This is a genomic window from Paraburkholderia silvatlantica (genome assembly GCF_003096715.1).
GTDB lineage: Bacteria > Pseudomonadota > Gammaproteobacteria > Burkholderiales > Burkholderiaceae > Paraburkholderia > Paraburkholderia silvatlantica.
Window position 1 is genome coordinate 174843 of the sequence record NZ_QEOL01000007.1, and the last position, 18434, is coordinate 193276.

Annotated in this window: 15 protein-coding genes and 1 pseudogene; 4 read left to right on the forward strand and 12 right to left on the reverse strand. The window is 65.1% G+C overall.

Features of this window, described 5'->3' with window-relative positions; genetic code table 11:
- The first annotated feature begins 93 nt into the window (after window positions 1-93).
- Window positions 94-1595 (forward strand): annotated as a pseudogene (locus C7411_RS12315) (AMP-binding protein).
- A 29-nt stretch (window positions 1596-1624) separates the two neighbouring features.
- On the opposite strand, the gene C7411_RS12320 reads toward C7411_RS12315, so the two are convergent.
- The 5 genes from C7411_RS12320 to C7411_RS37460 all read right to left on the reverse strand — a co-directional run bounded on the left by C7411_RS12320 (window position 1625) and on the right by C7411_RS37460 (window position 5336).
- On the reverse strand, window positions 1625-2008 hold the full coding sequence (locus tag C7411_RS12320) for a hypothetical protein (protein ID WP_110384572.1): 384 nt from the start codon (window positions 2006-2008) through the stop codon (window positions 1625-1627).
- 82 nt (window positions 2009-2090) lie between these two features.
- Window positions 2091-3692 carry an FAD-binding oxidoreductase gene (locus C7411_RS12325; RefSeq protein ID WP_110384573.1) on the reverse strand — a complete coding sequence of 534 codons (1602 nt, stop codon included), beginning with the start codon at window positions 3690-3692 and terminating at the stop codon, window positions 2091-2093.
- A 25-nt stretch (window positions 3693-3717) separates the two neighbouring features.
- Entirely contained in the window at window positions 3718-4545 is an 828-nt protein-coding gene (locus C7411_RS12330; RefSeq protein WP_110384651.1) for an anti-sigma factor family protein, read from the reverse strand.
- Window positions 4546-4613: 68 nt separating this feature from the next.
- Window positions 4614-5177 carry a sigma-70 family RNA polymerase sigma factor gene (locus C7411_RS12335; protein WP_373682583.1) on the reverse strand — a complete coding sequence of 188 codons (564 nt, stop codon included), beginning with the start codon at window positions 5175-5177 and terminating at the stop codon, window positions 4614-4616.
- Window positions 5178-5189: 12 nt separating this feature from the next.
- Window positions 5190-5336: a hypothetical protein gene (locus tag C7411_RS37460; RefSeq protein WP_165822790.1), complete on the reverse strand. Its 147-nt coding sequence runs from the start codon at window positions 5334-5336 to the stop codon at window positions 5190-5192.
- A 531-nt stretch (window positions 5337-5867) separates the two neighbouring features.
- Between C7411_RS37460 and hfq the strand changes: the two genes are divergently transcribed.
- Together hfq and C7411_RS12345 are read left to right on the forward strand one after the other, a co-directional pair.
- Entirely contained in the window at window positions 5868-6377 is a 510-nt protein-coding gene (gene hfq / locus C7411_RS12340) for an RNA chaperone Hfq (protein ID WP_110384574.1), read from the forward strand.
- A 238-nt stretch (window positions 6378-6615) separates the two neighbouring features.
- Complete coding sequence (locus C7411_RS12345) at window positions 6616-6804, forward strand: hypothetical protein (RefSeq protein WP_133253650.1); 189 nt, start codon at window positions 6616-6618, stop codon at window positions 6802-6804.
- A 169-nt stretch (window positions 6805-6973) separates the two neighbouring features.
- Here C7411_RS12345 and C7411_RS12350 read toward each other — a convergent pair whose 3' ends face one another.
- A complete protein-coding gene (locus C7411_RS12350) occupies window positions 6974-7723 on the reverse strand; it encodes a DUF2968 domain-containing protein (RefSeq protein WP_110384576.1) in 750 nt (249 codons plus the stop codon).
- Between the two features lie 319 nt (window positions 7724-8042).
- On the opposite strand from C7411_RS12350, the gene C7411_RS12355 reads away from it, so the two are divergent.
- Window positions 8043-8507, forward strand: a complete 465-nt coding sequence (locus tag C7411_RS12355; RefSeq protein WP_165822791.1) for a DUF2147 domain-containing protein — start codon at window positions 8043-8045, stop codon at window positions 8505-8507.
- Between the two features lie 119 nt (window positions 8508-8626).
- Here C7411_RS12355 and C7411_RS12360 read toward each other — a convergent pair whose 3' ends face one another.
- The 6 genes from C7411_RS12360 to typA all read right to left on the reverse strand — a co-directional run bounded on the left by C7411_RS12360 (window position 8627) and on the right by typA (window position 18392).
- Window positions 8627-9094: a transposase gene (locus tag C7411_RS12360; protein ID WP_165822792.1), complete on the reverse strand. Its 468-nt coding sequence runs from the start codon at window positions 9092-9094 to the stop codon at window positions 8627-8629.
- 137 nt (window positions 9095-9231) lie between these two features.
- A complete protein-coding gene (gene zapE / locus C7411_RS12365) occupies window positions 9232-10329 on the reverse strand; it encodes a cell division protein ZapE (protein ID WP_110384579.1) in 1098 nt (365 codons plus the stop codon).
- Between the two features lie 110 nt (window positions 10330-10439).
- Complete coding sequence (lpdA, locus tag C7411_RS12370) at window positions 10440-11870, reverse strand: dihydrolipoyl dehydrogenase (protein WP_110384580.1); 1431 nt, start codon at window positions 11868-11870, stop codon at window positions 10440-10442.
- 101 nt (window positions 11871-11971) lie between these two features.
- Window positions 11972-13243, reverse strand: a complete 1272-nt coding sequence (gene odhB, locus C7411_RS12375) for a 2-oxoglutarate dehydrogenase complex dihydrolipoyllysine-residue succinyltransferase (protein WP_110384581.1) — start codon at window positions 13241-13243, stop codon at window positions 11972-11974.
- Between the two features lie 118 nt (window positions 13244-13361).
- Window positions 13362-16226 carry a 2-oxoglutarate dehydrogenase E1 component gene (locus C7411_RS12380; RefSeq protein ID WP_110384582.1) on the reverse strand — a complete coding sequence of 955 codons (2865 nt, stop codon included), beginning with the start codon at window positions 16224-16226 and terminating at the stop codon, window positions 13362-13364.
- 339 nt (window positions 16227-16565) lie between these two features.
- Window positions 16566-18392 (reverse strand): translational GTPase TypA, encoded by a 1827-nt coding sequence (gene typA / locus C7411_RS12385; protein ID WP_110384583.1) that lies wholly within the window; start codon window positions 18390-18392, stop codon window positions 16566-16568.
- Between the last annotated feature and the right edge of the window lie 42 nt (window positions 18393-18434).

The window sequence follows — 18434 nt, forward strand, 5'->3', positions numbered from 1 at the left end:
GCGCCCACACATCGGGTAAGACCTCCTGGCTGCGGGGCGCGCGGCGTTGCATGATGAAAGGCACTCGGTTGCCCTATCGTCCGGAGATCTACCATGAGCGAAGCGCCCCAGCCCGGTCCGGCGAGCCCCGTGGCGGCTTCCGCACCTCAGGCTGCCCCACCTCAGCCGGCCGCACCTCAGGCGGCCCCTCCCGATACCGACGGCATCTGGTACGCCTCGTACCCTCGCGGCGTGCCGCGCGAAATCTCCGCTAGCCAGTACGCCTCGCTCACCCATTTCTTCGACGACTGCACGGCACGCAGGTGCAACGCATCCTCGTGACGGCGCTCGGCGATTTACTGGGCGAAGGACTGAACCTCAAGGGCCGCTTCGTCAACCTCATGCTGCGCCACGTGAAGAAGAGGGTGCCGCCCTACCGTCTGCCGCGTGCGGTGCGCCTGCTCGATGCACTCGCACAAGGCGCGCGCGCGCCACGCGCGCCGGTGGCGCCCCGCGCCGACGATCTCGCGTTCCTCCAGTACACGGGCGGCACGACGGGTGTCGCGAAGGGCGCGATGCTCACGCACGGCAACGTGCTCGCGAACGTGCAGCAGGCAAAGGTCTGGGTTGGCAACCAGCTCGACGCCAACGCCGAGACGGTGCTCACGCCGTTGCCGCTCTATCACATCTATTCGCTCACCATCAACGCGCTGATCTTCCTCGCACTCGGCGGGCGCAACATCCTGATCGCCAATCCGCGCGACATGAAGCGCGTGATGAAGGTGCTGCAGCACGAGACGTTCAGTTGCATCAGCGCGGTCAATACGCTCTATAGCGCGCTGCTCGATCACGCGGCATTCCGCCAGCGCGACTTTTCGGGCCTCAAGCTCGCGATGGCGGGCGGCATGGCCATGCAGAAGGCCGTCGCGGACCGGTTCCGGGCCGTAACGGGCAAGCCCGTCGTGGAAGGCTACGGTCTCACCGAATGCTCGCCGATCGTTTCGATGAATCCCGTGGATATCGCGGGTGCAGACGCGGGTCAGCCGCATCCGGAAGGCTCGATCGGGCTGCCCGCGCCTTCCACACAAGTGCGCTTTCGCAAGGACGACGGCACGTGGGCCGGCATCGGCGAAGCCGGCGAACTCTGCGTCAAGGGCCCGCAGGTGATGAAGGGCTACTGGAATCGCCCGGACGAAACAGCAAAGGTGTTTGCCGATGGATGGCTCATGACCGGCGACATCGGCGTGATGGATGCACGCGGCTATATCCGCCTTGTCGACCGCAAGAAGGACATGATTCTCATGTCGGGATTCAACGTGTATCCGAACGAGATCGAAGACGTGGTGGCGATGCACCCCGGCGTGCGCGAGGTGGCGGCGATCGGCGTGCCCGATCCGGTGCTGGGCGAGCGCGTGAAGGTATTCATCGTGAAACGCGATCCCGCGCTCACGGAAGCCGCGCTGATCCAGTTCTGCCGCCAGCAGCTCACGGGCTACAAGGTGCCGCGCATCGTGGAGTTCCGTGCGTCCCTACCTCAGTCGACCATCGGCAAGATCCTGCGCCGCCAGCTGCGCGACGAAGAAATCGCGAAAGCGGCGAACCAATCTCAGACGTGAGCTGTCGATGCGCGCTTCGCTAAGCGCACCTAAGCGAAATCGCGAAGCGTCACCCCGCGCCCATATGCGAGCCGCGCGAGCACGAAACGGTCCGAGGGACGCAACGCGCCAATCAAGGCCGCGCCTGACTCGAGACTGCGCGCGATGCGCGCGTGCCACAGCGTGCCGATGTCGTTATCGGGCATGTCGTCGCGGCCGTCGCCCACGCCCCACGCAACCCATCCCGCGCTCGCCGCGGCGCGTGCGAGCACGCGGCCCTCGGCGAGCGCCGGGTCGTACACCGCCGCGCGAGGCGCAAGTGCTGCGTTCGCACGAGACACGCGTTCGCCAAACGCAACGCCGGGCGCATGCGCCTGCCATGCCGCGCCTAGTGCCACGGCACCGGCATCGCAGAGAAAAGCCCGCCTGTCCATCGAGTCCTCCGTGCGCCTATCAATCGTCTGCCGATCGCCTGCCGATCGCCTGCCAATCACTACGCAGTCTTGATTAAATCGATCACGTATAGCCGCGCTGCGCACGCCACGCCTCGGGCCAGATACCCTGCTTGCCCGGCGAGAGCAAGCCCTGCGGATCGAGTGCGTCTTTCACCGTTTGCGCGAGACGCAACAGCGCGCCGTCGTTGAAGGCATACTGCGCCGCGGCGTAGTCCATGTAGAGCAGATGCGAGCGGTAGACGCCGTAGCCGGCCGCGCCCGCGTCGCTCATCAGCGCGCGCAGCAGGTCTCCCGCGCGTGCCGCATCATCACGGCGACCACGCGCGAAGATCGCCGCGAATACATGATGCAGATAGCGTCCCGCCGCCGTGAAGCCGCCGTAGTAATCGAAACCGTACTCGGCCGCGCGCGCCTTGACGAGCGCGTACTGGCGCAGCGCGTCGCGGCCATCGGCGGGACAGAGCGGCGAAAAGTCCACGTGCGCACCCTCGCCGCCGCGCCAGTCGAGCATGCGAAACGCGCTCATCGCGGGAATGCCGGCGAGGTTGCGGTCGGCGCCGCCCTGCGGTTCGTCGCCTTCCGCATAGCGCCGCGCCGAGAAACGCACGCCAGGCACGCCGGCAAACGCACGCTCGACGATGCGCCGCTCCACGTCGATCACTTCGGGCGCGCCGTAGAGCGCGTAATGCAGATTCCAGCGGCCCACGCCCAGATCGCGCTGCATCGCGGCGACGGCGGCCTCGGGCATCGCGCCTTCGCCTTCGTACCAGCGCTTGCGCGGCGCGAGGCTCGCGGCGCGGCGGATCGCGCCTTCGATCACCGCGTGCTGGCGTATCGTGCCGCCAAGCTGCAGCGCGCGCAGCGTATCGACGAGCACGCCGAGATCGTCCTCGCGCGCGAACTGGATTTCGCCGATCACGAATGCCTGCGGCGCCGGCATGAGCCAGAGCCCCATCTTCGTGACGACGCCGTAGTTCGACTGCGTAAAGAGCGCATCGAACGAAGGCCCGTAGCCCGGCCGGTAGAGTTGCCACGCCGTGCCGTTTTCGATCGCGCCCATGCCCGTGCGCACCACATCGCCGTTGGCGAGCACGACCTCCATGCCGCACTGCGACGCGGCGTGGTCGCCATACGCGGTCGTACCGAAGCCGCGCTCGAGCGTATTGCCGACGACGCTGCCCCAGCCCGCCGCAGGCGGATCGACCCACAGGCGCAGATGCTGCTCGCGCAGATGCGCGTGCAAATCGAAGTAGCTCACGCCAGGCTCGACGCGCGCCCATGCGAGGCGCTCGTCCACCTCGAGGATGCGGTTCAGGCGCTGCAGGTCGAGCACGACCGAGCCCGGCAGACGCCGCGCCGCGCCGCCGTAGGCGAAGTTGCGCCCCGTGGACACGGTCCACAGCGGCACGCGTGTTTCGTTCGCGACGCGCAGGATCGCGCGGATCTCCTCGACACTCGCCGGGAGGATCGCCGCCGAAGGCGCGAAGGCATGCGCATCGGCGAGCGGCATGAACGGATCGAAATACGGATCGAGCGCCGCGCCGCCGCGGCAGACGTTCGGCGCGCCCACGATGCCTTCGAACGCAGCGAGCGCCCGCGCGAAACGGGCCTCGTCGATGCCGGGAGGCAAGGTCGGCGCGGCATGGCGCGCGGTATCGCTCATCGGCCCACTCTGCCGGCGCCGCGCATCACCACTGCCCGGGCTTGCCGCCCAGCGCGCCGCATACGTCGAGTGCGATCTCGCGCAGCTTGGCTTCTGTCTGTGGCCCGGAGAGCGCATAGCCCGTGCGCTCGGTGCTCCAGTAGAACGTGCGGCGGCTGCCGTCGCGCAAGAGGCGCACGGGGTCGCGCTGCGCAGCCGAACTGCCGACGTAGAGCGTGAGGCGCTCGCCCGCGTCGTTTTCATACATGAATTGCGCGGCCGGCCCCGTGTTGCCGGGCAAGAGACGCCCGCCCACGAGCGTATAACCGTACTCGTCCAGCGACGGCACCGAGAGCGGCTTGCCGAGCCGCCTGGAGAGCCACGCGACGAGATGCGCCTCGTCGGCCGCGCCCACTTCCACGGGATGCCGCTGCTCCGGCGAATACACCGCGTAGGCGATGTCGGCGCGGCGCGCGAACGCTTCGGGCGTATCGCCGAGCGCGGCCGCCTGCGCCGGGACGGCCGCCAGTTCTGGAGCCAGGCCCGGCGCGAGCCGCGGCACGAGCGCCGTCGCCGCCACCGCGAGCCCCGCACCCACCGCCACCCACGCCGCCGCGATGCCGGCGCGCCACCACCACGGCACGCCCGGACGCAGGACGAGCACGGCGGGCGCGTTGCCTGCTGCCTCGACGGCGCCTGGCAGTGTGTCCTCGCCGGACACGCGCGCGCCTTCGCACAACGCCTGCAGCGCGGCCTTCTGCGCGCGCCAGGCCGCGACGCGCGCCGCCGCGCGCGGGTCGTCGGCGAGACGCGCCTGCAGCGCCTCACGCTCGCCCGCCGGCAGCTCGCCATCGACGAAAGCGCCCAACATCATCAGGTCCTCTTCAGGCGAAACAGGCGGCACGCCTTCGCCATCGCGTTCGTGGCCGAGATCGTTGTCGTTCATCGTAGCGTCCCCACCACCCTGAGCGGCACGGTGCGCTGCGCCGGATCGCGCCCCGTATCCTGCACCGGCCCCATGTCGAGCAACGCCCGCAGATGCTCGCGCGCCCGCGACAGGCGCGACATCACCGTGCCCGCCGGCACCCCGAGCACCGCCGACGCCTCGCTGTAGCTCAACTCCTCCACGCACACGAGCAGCAGCACCTCGCGCTGCGCCGCCGGCAACGCATAGAGCGCACGCTGCAGATCGCGCAGCACGAGACCGTCCACCTCGCCGTGCGGCGCCTCGAGCGTGCGCCACGGCGCGGCTTCATCGTCGACGGCAATCTCGCGCCGGCCGCGCAACTGATCGATGTACAGATGTCGCAGGATCGTGAGCAGCCACGCGCGCAGATTGGTCTGCGGGCGAAACGAAGTCCAGCGCGAGAGCGCACGCTCCGCGGCGTCCTGCACGAGGTCGTCAGCCCAGGCGGGGTCGCCGGTCAGGGCGCGCGCATAGCGGCGCATAGGCCCGAGCTGCGCCACGACCTGTGCTTCGAACTCCGGCGACGGATGACGCAACACGCCGCACGCCGCTCAGTAGCCGCCACCCGACGAGCCGCCCGAACTGCTCGACGAGCCCCCGCCTGAATTCATGTCGCTGCAAGCCGTGAGGCCTGCACCCGCGACGCCTGCCAGCGCCGCACAAACGAGACACGCGAGAGCTTTGCGAAACCGCGCCATGATCACCTCCTTTGACAGTTCATCGCCGATATCGCGTTAAACGTTGCAGCCGGTGCGCTTATTCCGCGCAAGCGGCGATTTCGCCTTTCGTGTGCCGCCGCACGGAACGAAGCCCTCGGGCACCGCGAGAATCGTCGCAAGCGGATCGAAATACATCGTGTCAGCGTGTGATCCGGCCTCGAATCGGCCGAGCATGGCCCGCCGTCATGGACTACGCTGTGTGAGTGAGCGCATGCGCGTCGAATGGTCGCGGGGGTCTGACAATCCGCGGACGCATCGTCGGCAGGCTTCTTTTCCGAAAACCGCTGTCGCTGCCATCGCAACCTGTCATCCGGACGTGCCGCTTCCCGGCAGCCGACGACGAGGGACGCAGCGATGCATTTTTCGTCAATCTGCGGCCGCGGCCGCGAGCCGGTATAGTTCTGCAGTAAGCTTAGTTCCCCGCACGCGCGCTTCACCGCAAGGTAGAATCGCGGCGAGCAAACGTTTCCAACTGATTGCGGCATTGCGCCGCCTGGCCAAACCTAGTCCATGCCTTCCGCAGAATCGCACCCGCAAAACGACTTCATGAATGCCGCGCGTAAGGAAAGAAAGCGCGTCGAAATCTATCTGGTCAACGGCATTCGCCTGACCGGATGCATCGAGTCGTTCGATCAGTACCTGGTGATGCTGCGCACGCCCGTCGGCTTGCAAGGCATCTACAAGCGCGCCATTTCGACCATCCAGCTCGACACCGGCACCCGTCCGGGTCCGCGCCCGGGCGGCGCTCGCAGCTCGCACGGCGAGCATACGAGCCGCGGCCCGCACGGCAGTCACGGCGGCCATGGCCCGCGCGAACCACGAGAACCGCGCGAATCGCGCGAGCCGCGTGAGAACTGGTCGGCGCCGTCCGGCGCGCCATCTGGCGCATCGAGCGCCCCCGGCAACGACCGTGGCGCCCAGGACGGCCCAGTCGTCGTCACGCGCCGCCGCCGCCTCTACGGCGCGGTGAACAACGGCGGCAACGGCGGCAACGGCGGCGAAGGCTCGGGCAACAGCTAAGCCGCTGCGGACTGGCGCACCCGCTGCACGGTGCGCCAGTCACGTCGATCTTCTGTACAGTATGGGCGCGCCTTGGCGCGGCCGCTTGTTTGCGCGCGCCGATTCTTGTGCAGCTGCGGTGCCGTCGCGTTCAGTTTCGTTCCCCCGTCTTCCGAAGCAATCTGACAGCCGTGGCTCGCGGTCACGATTCTGGCTTTGCGTTATTCTGGTCATCATGCATATCGCCACGGAGACCGCCATGAGCGCATCCAAGCCGAAAGCCCCGCAACCCTCACAGGAAGACCAGCTCGACGAAGCGCTCGACGAAACCTTCCCGGCGAGCGATCCGATCGCCGTCGACCCCTCGCCTACCGGCGCTCAGCCGAAGCCCCATTCCGCAGACGAAACCCACAAGGGCCGCGACACGCATCGCCACGGCAAGCATTGAGCACGGGCCTGAACGATCGCACCATGAAGAAAGGCGGAACGTCCATGACGTTCCGCCTTTTTGCGTGCCGCATCCGCGTGTTTCGCTCACCTCGTCGCTCGACCCGTCGCCCACCGCGTCGCACGGAGGGGCGCATGGCGAGCGCTCTGGCCGCGCCACGTACCGGCGATCAGCGGATCGGCAAACCGCCTTCCACTTGTTGCTGCAGTTCGCGCACCTGACGCTGAACCGTGCGCAGTTGCGCCTGGGCAGCCGTCTTCTGCGCCTGCAATGCGTTCGCCTGATCGCGGCCCTGCTTCTGCTGGTCCGCGACAAGCGCCTGCTGCTCGCGCGCGATGGCAAGATCCGCCTGGAGCCGGTTCGCGTGGTCCTGTGTGAGTGCGATCATGCGGTCCGTGAACGCTTTCTGCGCTTCGAGGCGCGTGCGGCGGATTTCCACCTCGGCGAGCTGTCCCGACTTCACCGCGAAGTCGTGATAGATGGCTTCAGCGCGCGTCTCGTCGCTCGTCTTGATCACGCGCCAGAACGTCTTGTTCTGGAATAGCGTGACGTAGTACGTCATTTCCTTGCCGTAAAACAGCAAGCTTGCCCCGTACGAGCCGTTGTAGGTCGTACGCAGCTCGGCGAGCTCCTGGCCCCGCAGCATCTGCTGCAGCTCGGCGACGTTGCCTGCAGCGTTCTGCTTCGCTTCATCCGGCGTGAGCACGCCCGGCTGGCTCGCTGCCAAAGGCAGCGCAGGGGTCGCGGCCTGCTCGTCCTTCATTGCGGGTGCGGCGTTGGTCTGTGCTACGGGCGCCGCTGCTGCTGCATTCGCTGCTGCTGAATTGTCAGGCGGCGTCTGTGCGCAGCCCGTACCCATTCCCCCGATTAATACCAGCGCCGCCAAGGCGGTGCGACGAACTCTCCACTTGTAGTCCATGTAGTACCTGTTTTGAACAGTTCTAATTTTTACAAATCGGCACAATTATTACTCACTTTCGCGTGTTTCGGGCCCCTCGTAGAAAATTTGCCGATTGCGTCTCTTTTCCCACAACACCCGGCACGTTTTTTCGGGGAATCGTGCGGTGTTCTTGCATCGCCAGCCGTTTTGGTCCAGCGCGACGAGGAGGCCGACCAGACTAGAGTTCCTTCTCTCAGACGCACGCGGCGCTTTCCAGTATCCTGCCCTGACCTTGCGGCGTGCCAGGCGCGAAGCACGGTCAGCATCGACACGACAAACAACATCAGTGGAGGAAGACATGAACCGGGTCATGGGACGCGCGGCGCGCCATGTTGCGCTTGCGAGTGCACTACTGTGCGGCGCCCTCGCCGCGCACGCTCAAACCGACACGCCAGTCGGCGTCTGGCAGACCATCGACGATCACACCGGCCAGCCGAAAGCGCTCGTGCAGATCAGCGCCGACGCCAACGGCGACCTGAGCGGCAAGGTCATCAAGGGACTCGGCGCGAATGACCAGCCCGACCGGCGCTGCACGGCCTGCACCGACTCGCGCAAGGATCAGTTGATCCTCGGCATGACGATCATCGACAGCATGAAGAAGACCGCTGAGGGCTATGACGGCGGACACATTCTCGACCCCGAGAACGGCAAGGTGTACCGGTGCAAGATGCATATGGAAGACGGCGGCCAGAAACTCGTCGTGCGCGGCTATATGGGTATTTCGCTGCTTGGACGCTCGCAGACGTGGGTACGTCAGCAGTGAGTGCATGAGTGTGCGGATCGACCTGACGACCGGTGCCTAAACCGGCAGGGGACCTGAGAGACGAAACCGGCCGAGGCGCACACGTGAGCCGCTTCGGCCGGACTTCCCAAGCGTCGGTGTTACACCCTGCGACGATACACGCAGCGGTAGCTGAAAGGCGCCGATGACGCGGCCGCGGACGCCACCGATACGAACGCCGGATTGCGCGCCGAATTGCGCGCCGGATTGCGCACCGCCTTGTGCCTGCGCGCTGCCTTTTCCGCGCGGCTCGCACGCTTGCGCATGCGCGCTTCGATGGTGTCGCACAACCTCACGCCGTCTTCGCCGAACAACTCGCCCATCACGCGCTTGAGCGCGCCGTTGTAGTGCCAGGTCTTGAAGCGGCGATGGCAGGTTTGATACGAAGGGTAGCGGCGCGGCATGGCCGACCAGTTCGCACCGCTATACATGACCCACAGCACGCCGTTGAGCACCGCGCGCGTATTGGTGAGCGGCCGCCCGCGCAACTCGGTGCGCGGGCGCAGTTCGGGCAGGAGCAGCATCACGCGCTGCCATTCTTCGTCGGTAATATCGCGATGCGGAGTCATGGCGGGTCCTTTGTCAGAGGGTGTGCCGACAAACGATATCCACCCGCCCCCGCCGCCCATATCAGACGAGTCCGAATCTTGAAAAACGTGCCGCGGGTGCGCCCACGGACCGCACTTGCGGCGCGGGCGCCGGGCGGTCAGGTCAAGGCCGTATCGACGATGCGGCGCGGCGTTTCGAGATATTCCTTCGACTGCATTTCGACGATACGCGACACCGTGCGCGTGAACTCGTTGGCCATCGGGCCTTCCACGTAGAGTTCTTCGGGCGGCACCGCGGCCGACATCAGCAGCTTGACCTTGTGGTCGTAGAACACGTCGATGAGCCAGGTGAAGCGGCGTGCTTCGGACTGCATACGAGGCGTCATCTGCGGCACGTCGGAGAGGATCACGGCGTGGAAGCGGCTCGCCAGTTCCAGATAGTCGTTCTGCGAGCGCGGACCGCCGCACAGCGTCGCGAAATCGAACCACACCACGCCATCCGCCTTGCGCAGCGCCTTCAGTTCGCGCTTTTCGATGCGCAGCAGCGGGCTTTCGTCGGGGACAGCAGCGAGCTGCGCGAACGAGTGGCGCAACGCCTTGTCGGCGGCGGCGCCGAGCGGCGTGTGATAGACCTCGACCTGCGCAAGCGTGCGCTGTCGATAGTCGACGCCCGCATCGACGTTGAGGACATCGAGCTTACTCTTGATCAACTCGATCGCAGGCAGCATGCGGTCGCGATGCAGGCCATCGGGATAGAGCAGATCGGGATCGTAGTTGGACGTCATCACGAACTGCACGCCGTTCTCGAAGAGACGGTCGAGCAGACGGTAGAGGATCATTGCGTCGGCGATATCCGAGACGTGGAATTCGTCGAAGCAGATCAGTCGATAACGCTTCGCAATGCGGCGCGCAAGTTCGTCGAGCGGATCGGCCTGGCCCTTGAGTTCTTCGAGCTCGCGGTGCACTTCGCGCATGAATTCGTGAAAGTGCAGACGCGTCTTGCGCTGCAGCGGCACGACCGCATAGAAGCTGTCCATCAGGAAGCTCTTGCCGCGCCCCACGCCGCCCCACATGTACACGCCGCGCGGCAGGTCGGGGTGAATGAGGAACTTCTTGAAGGCGTTCGAACGCCGCGACTTGTACGCGACCCACTCGTCGTAGCACCGCTGCAGCCGGTCGATCGCGGCGCGCTGCGCCGTATCGGGCTTGTATCCCCGCTTCTGCAGTTCGTTTTCGTAGTATTCGGTGACGTTCATTTTCTGGGCCGCAAATGAGCAAAGGCGGGAGAGCAAAAGCCCACCCGCCTCCGTACGTGATGCTGGTACATCAAGGCGGAGCGGCCAAAAAAGCCGGCCGCCCCTGGCGCTTACATGTTGAGCGCGCGCTTGTCAGTGGCGAGTGCAGCTTCGCGCATGACTTCGGACAGCGACGGGTGCGGATGGCAGATGCGGCCGATGTCTTCGGCGGCAGCCTTGAATTCCATCGCCACCACGGCTTCCGCGATCAGGTCCGACGCGTTGGCCGAGATGATGTGCACGCCGAGCAGTTCGTCGGTTTTGGCATCGGCGATCATCTTCACGAAGCCGTCCGACTTGTTGATGCCCAGTGCGCGGCCGTTCGCCATGAACGGGAACTGGCCCGTCCTGATTTCACGGCCTTCTGCCTTGAGCTGCTGCTCCGTCTTGCCGACCCATGCGATTTCCGGCTCGGTGTAGATCACCCACGGAATGCAGTTGTAGTCGATGTGCGGCTTCTGGCCGTCGATGATCTCGGCCACCAGCACGCCTTCGTCTTCGGCCTTGTGCGCGAGCATCGGGCCGCGCACCACGTCGCCGATCGCGTACACGTTCGGCACCGACGTTGCGCAGTGGTCGTCCACGTCGATGAAGCCACGCTCGTTGGCCTTCAGGCCGATCGCTTCGAGACCGAGGTTGTCGGTGTTCGGCACGCGGCCAACCGACACGATCAGGCGGTCGGCTTCGAGCACTTGCGCGTTGCCGTCCTTGTCGGTGTAGTGGATCGTGACGTTCTTGTCCGTCGCCTTCACTTCGCCCACCTTCACGCCGACGTGAATGTCGAGACCCTGCTTCTTGAAGAGCTTCGCCGCTTCCTTCGCGAGCGCCTGGTCAGTCGCGCCGAGGAATTCCGGCAGCGCTTCGAGGATCGTGACGTCGGCACCGAGACGGCGCCACACCGAGCCCAGCTCCAGACCGATCACGCCTGCGCCGATCACAGCCAGCTTCTTCGGCACGCTGTCGAACGTGAGCGCGCCTTCGTTGTCGGAGACGATCTTGTTGTCGACCGGAATGCCCGGCAGATGACGGGCCTTCGAGCCCGTCGCGATGATCACGTTCTTCGCCGTGACGACTTCGGTTTCGCCTTCGCCGCTCACTTCGATCTGCACGCCGGCTTCGTTCTTGCCGGTGAACTTGCCATGGCCCTTGAGCCACGTGATCTTGTTCTTGCGGAACAGGAACTCGATACCCTTCGTCATCTTCTCGACGATGCCTTCCTTGCGGGCGAGCATCTTCGCGACGTCGATCTTCACGTCGGAGACGTTGATGCCGTGATCGGCCAGGTGATGCTGGGCGTTCTCGAACTCTTCCGACGAGGCGAGCAGCGCCTTCGACGGAATGCAGCCGACGTTCAGGCAGGTGCCGCCGAGCTTCAGCGCGCCGGCCGGGTTCTTCCACTTTTCGATACACGCAACCGACTTGCCGAGCTGCGCGGCGCGGATCGCCGCGATATAGCCGCCGGGGCCGGCGCCGATCACGACGACGTCAAATTCTTTGGACATGGTCATCCTTTCGAGACGTGAGCGCGGCACGCGGAGCCCGGTTTCCGGAGTCCGCGCGCACGGCGCTCAGTATGAGACTTGATGCTTGATGAGGCCGATCTTTACAGGTCGAGCAGCAGGCGAGCCGGATCTTCCAGCGCGTCCTTCATCGCGACCAGCGACAGGACGGCTTCGCGGCCGTCGATGATGCGGTGGTCGTACGACATCGCGAGGTAGTTCATCGGGCGGATCACGATCTGGCCGTTCTCCACCACGGCGCGTTCCTTCGTGGCGTGCACGCCGAGGATCGCCGACTGCGGCGGGTTGATGATCGGGGTCGAGAGCATCGAGCCGAACACGCCGCCGTTCGAGATCGAGAACGTGCCACCCGTCATTTCTTCGATCGAAAGCTTGCCGTCCTTGGCCTTCTGGCCGAATTCGGCGATCTTCTTCTCGATGTCGGCGAGGCTCATCTGGTCTGCATTACGCAGGATGGGCACCACCAGGCCGCGCGGCGAACCGACCGCGATACCGATGTCGAAGTAGCCGTGGTAGACGATGTCGTTGCCGTCGATCGACGCGTTGACGAGCGGGAACTTCTTGAGGGCGTGAACCGCAGCCTTCACGAAGAACGACATGAAGCCGAGCTTCACGCCGTGTTCCTTCTCGAACTTGTCCTTGTACTTGTTGCGCAGTTCCATGACCGGCGCCATGTTCACTTCGTTGAACGTCGTGAGGATGGCGTTGGTTTGCTGCGACTCGAGCAGACGCTCGGCGATACGCGCACGCAGACGCGACATCGGCACGCGCTGTTCCGGACGGTCGTTGAGCCAGCTCGCAGCCGACGCCGGTGCGTTGACTTGCGGCAGCGACGGCTTGGCGGCAGCGGGCTTCGCAGCCGGTGCGGCCGCGGGAGCGGCCTTCGGCGCGCCTGCGCCCAGCACGTCCTGCTTCGTGATGCGGCCGTCACGGCCCGTGCCGGCGACGTCGCCGCCCGACAGGCCCTTCTCGGCCATCAGCTTGTTCGCTGCAGGCGAGGCGATCGTGCTGCTTGCCGTCGACGCGGCAGCGGCCGCGACCGGAGCGGCAGCCGGTGCTGCGGCGGGCGCGGCAGCCGCAGCGGCTGCGGGGGCCGCAACGGCGCCGGCCTTGGCTTCCGTGTCGATCTTCGCGATCACTTGTTCGCTCGTGACGGTTGCGCCGTCGCCCACGATGATCTCGGCCAGCACGCCGGCAGCCGGCGCGGGCACTTCGAGCACGACCTTATCGGTTTCGATCTCGATGACGACTTCGTCCTGGGCGATCGCTTCGCCCGGCTTCTTCTTCCACTGCAGCATCGTGCCTTCCGACACCGACTCCGAAAACTGCGGGACCTTCACTTCTACGATAGCCATGTGATTTTCCTGAATACTTTTTCGGGGACATCCCCGTATGACGAACCGGGTCGCGCACGTGAGCGCGGGAAAGCGCGCGTTGAATCCGCACGCTTTCCCGGTTCGATTGCTCTAGTGCTTACTTCGCGACCTGCGCGCCCTTCAGGCGGCCGAATGCGCCTTCGATCAGCGACTTCTGCTGCTCGTAGTGCTTCGCGTAGTAGCCGACAGCCGGCGATGCGGAAGCAGGACGGCCGCTGTACGCGAGCTTCATGCCTTCCTTCATGCCTTCCTTCAGGTGGTGCTCGATGTAGAACCACGGGCCCTGATTCTGCGGCTCGTCCTGCACCCAGACCACTTCGGTCGCGTTGTCGTACTTCTTCAGCTCGGCTTCGAACTGCTTGTGCGCGAACGGATAGAGCTGTTCGATACGGATGATCGCGACGTCGTTCGCCTTCGCTTCGCGGCGGTGTGCCACGAGGTCGAAGTACACGCGGCCCGAGCAGGCGACCACGCGCTTGACCTTCTTCGCGTCGATGGCTTCGTCCACTTCGCCGATGACCGGCTGGAACGTGCCCTTCGCCAGTTCGGACAGATCCGACACGGCTTCCTTGTGACGCAGCAGCGACTTCGGCGTGAAGATGATGAGCGGCTTGCGGAACAGGCGGATCATCTGACGGCGCAGCACGTGGAAGATCTGGGCCGGCGTGGTCGGCTGAACGACCTGCATGTTGTGCTCGGCGCACAGCTGCAGGAAACGCTCGATACGCGCCGACGAGTGCTCCGGGCCCTGGCCTTCGTAGCCGTGCGGCAGCAGCATCGTGAGACCCGAGACGCGGCCCCACTTCACTTCGCCCGACGAGATGAACTGGTCGATCACGACCTGCGCACCGTTGACGAAGTCGCCGAACTGGCCTTCCCACGCGACGAGCGTGTTCGGCTCGGCGGTCGAGTAGCCGTATTCGAAGCCCAGCACGGCCTCTTCCGAGAGCACCGAGTCGATCACTGTGAACTGCGCCTGGTTCTCGCCGATATTCTGCAGCGGCACGTACGTGCCGTCGTCCCAGCGCTCGCGGTTCTGGTCGTGGAGAACGGCGTGGCGGTGCGTGAACGTGCCGCGGCCCGAGTCCTGGCCCGTCAGGCGGACGGCGTAGCCCGAAGCGACCAGCGATGCGAACGCGAGGTGCTCGCCCATGCCCCAGTCGAGCTTCGCTTCGCCCTTGCCCATCGCGCGGCGGTCGTTGATGACGCGCTCGACCAGCGGGTGAACCTTGAAGTTCTCGGGGATCGTGGTGATGCGCTCAGCCAGACGCTTGAGTTCGGCGAGCGGCACTGCCGTATCGGCGGCGTCGGTCCACTTGCGGTTCAGGAACGGAACCCAGTCCACCGCGTACTTGCTCTTGTAGTTCGAGAGCACGGGGTCGATCGTGTGGTGGCCTTCGTCCATCGCGGCGCGGTAGGCCTTGACGTAGTTGTCCGCGTCTTCAGCCGTGATCACGCCTTGCTGCACGAGCTTCTCGGCGTACAGCGCGCGGGTGCCCGGGTGCTTCGCGATCGTCTTGTACATCAGCGGCTGCGTGACCGCCGGCGTGTCCTGCTCGTTGTGGCCGAGCTTGCGGAAGCAGATGATGTCGACCACGACATCCTTGTGGTACTGCATGCGGAATTCGACCGCGAGCTGGATAGCCAGCACGACCGCTTCCGGATCGTCGCCGTTCACGTGCAGCACCGGCGCTTCGATCATCTTGACCACGTCGGTACAGTAGAGCGTCGAACGCGCGTCGCGCGGGTCCGAGGTCGTGAAGCCGATCTGGTTGTTGATGACGATGTGCAGCGTGCCGTGCGTGCCGTAACCGCGCGTTTGCGCGAGGTTCAGCGTTTCCATCACGACGCCCTGGCCTGCGAAGGCCGCGTCGCCGTGGATCTGCACCGGCAGCACCTGCAGGCCGTCTGCATCGCCGCGGCGATCCATCCGGGCCTTCGCCGAACCTTCGACCACCGGGTTGACGATTTCGAGGTGCGACGGGTTGAACGCGAGCGACAGATGGACCGGGCCGCCTTCGGTCGCGACGTCCGACGAGAAGCCCTTGTGGTACTTCACGTCGCCTGCCGGCAGGTCGTCGACATGCTTGCCTTCGAATTCGGCGAAGAGGTCAGCCGGCATCTTGCCGAGCGTATTGACGAGCACGTTCAGACGGCCGCGGTGAGCCATGCCGATGACGATTTCCTGCACGCCCTTCGCGCCGGCGTGACGAACGACTTCGTCCATCGCGGCGATGAAGGACTCGCCGCCTTCGAGCGAGAAGCGCTTCTGGCCGACGTACTTGGTGTGCAGGAAGCGCTCGAGGCCTTCGGCGGCCGTCAGGCGCTGCAGGATGTGCTTCTTTTTATCAGCCGTGAAGTTGGGCGTCGAGCGGATCGACTCGAGACGCTCCTTCCACCAGCGCTTTTGTTCAGGATCGCTGATGTACATGTACTCGGCGCCGAGCGTGCCGCAGTACGTATCGCGCAGCGCCTTGACGATCTCGCGCAGCGACGCGCGCTCGAAACCGAAGTACAGGTTCGTGGCGCTGAACGTCTGGTCCATGTCGGCTTCGGTGAAGTCGTAGAACGCAGGCTCGAGTTCGGGAATGTTCGGACGTTCGCGGCGCTTGAGCGGATCGAGATTGGCCCATTGCGAGCCGAGGAATCGATAAGCGCCAATCAGGGACTGAACGTAGACTTGCTTGCGGGCCGTGGCGAGGTCTTCGCCGCCGCCGCGCGGAATAAATGCGTTGGCCTTCGCGCGTTGAGCGAAGGATTCGACGATCGGCCCGTGGGCGATGTCGTTGTCGGCCGTGCCACTCGACGACGGCACGTTTTGCAGTGCGTCGAAGTATTCGCGCCAGGTGTCCGGAACGGACGCAGGGTTGTCAAGATATGCTTCGTATAGCTCTTCGACATACGGAGCATTGCCGCCGAACAAATAGGAGTTCAGCTGGAATTGCTTCATCGTTTCCGACATTTACGCTCACCTTTCTTCGAGTTTCTCGAGAAATAGCGGGTTACTCAACCTTCCGCGCCACGGCCTGACCGTTTAGCGGATTGCGAATCAAGTCTGCTTGGAAGGACCTAAATCATGCATCCGCGGAGTATAGCGCATATGCGCATCTCACCACAGGATGCAATGCGACCGAACACCACGCGGGAAGCCTTTTTACATGGGCCCTTGCGGCATTCGCAAAGCACTCTTCCCGCACCGCAATGCAATCCCCGCCAGACGCAAAAAAGCCGCCCGTAAAGCGGCGGCTTTTCTGTGAGTCTTTGTGCATTGCAGTGCGGAAAAAAGCGCTAATAATGCAAATTACTCGGTAGCGCCTTCGCGGCTCGCGCGGCGACGCTCGTGCTCTTTGAGGTGACGCTTGCGCAAACGGATCGACTGCGGCGTGACTTCCACGAGTTCGTCGTCGTCGATGAATTCCACGGCGTATTCGAGCGACATCTGGATCGGCGGCACGAGGCGCACGGCTTCGTCGGTGCCCGAGGCGCGCACGTTGGTGAGCTGCTTGCCCTTGATCGGATTCACGACGAGGTCGTTGTCGCGGCTGTGAATGCCGATGATCATGCCTTCGTACAGCGCGTCGCCCGGCTTCACGAACATGCGGCCACGGTCCTGCAGCTTCCACAGTGCGTAGGCGACAGCGGCGCCGTCGTCCTGCGAGATCAGCACGCCGTTGCGGCGCTCGCCGAGCGTGCCTTCCTTGACCGGGCCGTAGGCGTCGAACACGTGGCTCATGAGGCCCGTGCCGCGCGTAAGCGTCATGAACTCGCCCTGGAAGCCGATCAGGCCACGGGCCGGAATGCGGTACTCGAGACGCGTGCGGCCGCGGCCGTCCGAAGCCATGTCGAGCATTTCGCCCTTGCGGCGGCCCAGCTCTTCCATGACCCCGCCCTGGTGGCCGTCTTCGACGTCCACGGTCAGCAGTTCGTACGGCTCCTGCTTCACGCCGTCGACTTCGTGCAGCACCACGCGCGGACGCGACACGGCCAGCTCGTAGCCTTCGCGGCGCATGTTTTCGATCAGGATCGTGAGGTGCAGTTCGCCACGGCCCGACACTTCGAAGGTCGTTTCGTCGCCGGTGTCCTTCACGCGCAGCGCGACGTTGTGGTTCAGCTCCTTCGTGAGACGGTCGCGGATCTGGCGGCTCGTCACGAACTTGCCTTCGCGGCCTGCGAGCGGCGACGAGTTCACGAGGAAGTTCATCGTCAGGGTGGGCTCGTCCACCGTGATCATCGGCAGGGCTTCGGGGGTGTCGACTGCGCAGATCGTCGCGCCGATGCCGATGTCTTCGATGCCGTTGATCAGCACGATGTCGCCGGCTTCGGCCGATTCGACCTGCACGCGCTCGAGACCGCTGAACGACAGCACCTGATTGATCTTGCGGCTCATCACCTCGCCTTCCGGACCGAAGCGCAGCGCCACTTGCTGACCCGGCTTGATGCGGCCGCGCTTGATGCGGCCCACGCCGATACGGCCGACATAGGTCGAGTAGTCGAGCGAGGTGATCTGCAGCTGCAGCGGGCCTTCCGGATCGGCGTCGCGCACCGGCACGTGCTCGAGGATCGCCTCGAACAGGGGACGCATGTCGCCTTCGCGCGCGTCGGCGGAGAGCGACGCATAGCCGTTCAGGCCCGAGGCATACACCACCGGGAAGTCGAGCTGCTCTTCGGTCGCGCCGAGCTTGTCGAACAGGTCGAAGGTCTGGTTGATCACCCAGTCGATACGAGCGCCCGGACGGTCGATCTTGTTGACGACGACGATCGGCTTCAGGCCGAGCGCGAGCGCCTTCTTCGTGACGAAGCGCGTTTGCGGCATCGGGCCTTCCACGGCGTCGACGAGCAGCAGCACCGAGTCGACCATCGAGAGCACGCGCTCCACTTCGCCGCCGAAGTCGGCGTGGCCCGGGGTGTCGACGATGTTGATGTGGGTGCCTTCGTACTCGACCGCGCAATTCTTCGCGAGAATCGTGATCCCGCGCTCTTTTTCGATGTCGTTCGAGTCCATGACGCGTTCGGCGACCTGCTGGTTGTCGCGGAAGGTGCCGGACTGGCGCAGCAGTTGGTCGACGAGCGTGGTCTTGCCGTGGTCGACGTGGGCAATGATGGCGATGTTGCGAAGAGCGCGGGACATAGGAACCTGGGTACAGTTGAGTGCGCCGCGCATGCCCTGCTG

Bases quoted from the DNA above. Each gene is read 5' to 3' on its own strand.
- C7411_RS12320 (WP_110384572.1), bottom strand. From the start codon at position 2,008: ATGGACAGGCGGGCTTTTCTCTGCGATGCCGGTGCCGTGGCACTAGGC.
- C7411_RS12325 (WP_110384573.1), bottom strand. From the start codon at position 3,692: ATGAGCGATACCGCGCGCCATGCCGCGCCGACCTTGCCTCCCGGCATC.
- C7411_RS12330 (WP_110384651.1), bottom strand. From the start codon at position 4,545: ATGATGTTGGGCGCTTTCGTCGATGGCGAGCTGCCGGCGGGCGAGCGT.
- C7411_RS37460 (WP_165822790.1), bottom strand. From the start codon at position 5,336: ATGGCGCGGTTTCGCAAAGCTCTCGCGTGTCTCGTTTGTGCGGCGCTG.
- hfq (WP_110384574.1), top strand. From the start codon at position 5,868: ATGCCTTCCGCAGAATCGCACCCGCAAAACGACTTCATGAATGCCGCG.
- C7411_RS12345 (WP_133253650.1), top strand. From the start codon at position 6,616: ATGAGCGCATCCAAGCCGAAAGCCCCGCAACCCTCACAGGAAGACCAG.
- C7411_RS12350 (WP_110384576.1), bottom strand. From the start codon at position 7,723: ATGGACTACAAGTGGAGAGTTCGTCGCACCGCCTTGGCGGCGCTGGTA.
- C7411_RS12355 (WP_165822791.1), top strand. From the start codon at position 8,043: ATGAACCGGGTCATGGGACGCGCGGCGCGCCATGTTGCGCTTGCGAGT.
- C7411_RS12360 (WP_165822792.1), bottom strand. From the start codon at position 9,094: ATGACTCCGCATCGCGATATTACCGACGAAGAATGGCAGCGCGTGATG.
- zapE (WP_110384579.1), bottom strand. From the start codon at position 10,329: ATGAACGTCACCGAATACTACGAAAACGAACTGCAGAAGCGGGGATAC.
- lpdA (WP_110384580.1), bottom strand. From the start codon at position 11,870: ATGTCCAAAGAATTTGACGTCGTCGTGATCGGCGCCGGCCCCGGCGGC.
- odhB (WP_110384581.1), bottom strand. From the start codon at position 13,243: ATGGCTATCGTAGAAGTGAAGGTCCCGCAGTTTTCGGAGTCGGTGTCG.
- C7411_RS12380 (WP_110384582.1), bottom strand. From the start codon at position 16,226: ATGTCGGAAACGATGAAGCAATTCCAGCTGAACTCCTATTTGTTCGGC.
- typA (WP_110384583.1), bottom strand. From the start codon at position 18,392: ATGTCCCGCGCTCTTCGCAACATCGCCATCATTGCCCACGTCGACCAC.